This is a genomic window from Streptomyces sp. NPDC051320 (assembly GCF_040682175.1).
Classification (GTDB): Bacteria; Actinomycetota; Actinomycetes; order Streptomycetales; family Streptomycetaceae; genus Streptomyces.
Map to the genome: position 1 here is coordinate 1 of NZ_JBFBAL010000057.1, position 1,478 is coordinate 1,478.

The following is a 1,478-nucleotide window of genomic DNA, read 5'->3' on the forward strand; positions in this document are numbered from 1 at the left end:
TTCGAACGACTGGTGGAAGAACTCAATCCCACCCGATCACAGAACCACCACCCCCTCTTCCAGACCATGCTCGTCCTGCAGAACCAGGCAACCGCCGGTGTGGAGCTGCCAGGGGTCGTGGTCACCGACCGCTCGTCGCACACCGGGATCAGCAAATTCGACCTGACGTTCTCCCTATCGGAGACTCATGACGAAAACGGTGCCGCCGCCGGTCTGGGAGGCTATCTGGAGTTCTCCACCGCGCTGTTCGAGACAGCAACGGCCACATCCCTGGCCGACCGTCTGCGACGGGTGCTGTCCGCCGTTGTCGCGGATCCCACACAACGGGTCCATGACTTCGAGCTGTTGGATGCGCAAGAGCAGGTACGTGTGCTCGGGAGAGGCAGTGGAGAGGCCCGGCCGCTGCCGACGGCGACGACGCCCGAGTTGTTCGAGGCGCAGGCACTGAGAACTCCTGATGCCCCGGCGGTGCAGGGCGCAGGGGTTTCTCTCTCCTACGCCGAGCTCAACGCCCAGGCCAATGGTTTGGCGTACGGCCTGCGGGACCGGGGGGTGGGCCCGAAGGACGTGGTCGCGCTCGCCGTGCCGGGGGCGGACATGGTTGTCGCCATGCTGGCGGTGCTGAAGACCGGAGCGGCCTATCTGCCCGTCGACCCCGACTATCCCGCGTCCCGCATCACCTACATGCTCGACGACGCCCGCCCCGCCGTCCTGCTCACGACCTCCGCGACACAGGCAAAACTGCCGGCAACGCCCCTGGTGCCGGTCGTGGCTCTCGACAGGACGGAGTCGTGGTCCACCGACCGCACAGCAAATCCGGGCGTCCCGCTGCATCCCTCCCAGCCGGCGTACGTGATCTACACCTCCGGGTCCACCGGCCGACCGAAAGGCGTTGTGGTCACGCACGCCTCCATGACCAACCACATGGCGTGGATGGCGGATTACCTATCCCTCTCCCCCGATGACCGGGTGCTCGGCCGTACATCGCCGAGCTTCGACGCTTCTGTGTGGGAGATCTGGCTGCCGTTGCTGCAGGGCGCCTGCGTCTGCGTCGTCTCCGCGGCGGCGAACCGCGACCCTGATCTACTGCTGCGGCACATGCGCGACTCCGGCGTCACGCTGGCACAGTTCGTGCCCTCCCATCTGTCGCTGCTCTTGAACAACCCCACAGCCGCCGGCCCCCTGAACCTGCGGGCAGTGATGTCCGGCGGCGAGACCCTGCCGGCGGAACTCGCGGAACGGGTCACCGCAGCCTGGTCCGCCCCGCTGCACAATCTCTACGGGCCGACCGAGGCGACCATCGACACGACCGCCTGCCCGGTGGGTCCGACGGTGAGGCAGCGCGGAGCGGAGAGCGTGCCGATCGGCAGACCTGTCCGGAATGCCCGGGTGTATGTCCTGGACGCAGGGCTGAAGCTGGTGCCGCCGGGCGTGGTCGGTGAGCTGTACGTGGCGGGTGACGGTCTGGCCCGGGGATA

The 1,478-nt window shown here is 67.5% G+C and carries 1 protein-coding gene; it reads left to right on the plus strand.

Going from position 1 to position 1,478, the window contains the following annotated elements:
- Positions 1-12 precede the first annotated feature (12 nt).
- A partial coding sequence (locus AB0M87_RS33345; protein WP_365859646.1) for an amino acid adenylation domain-containing protein occupies positions 13-1,478 on the plus strand: 1,466 nt, incomplete at its 3' end.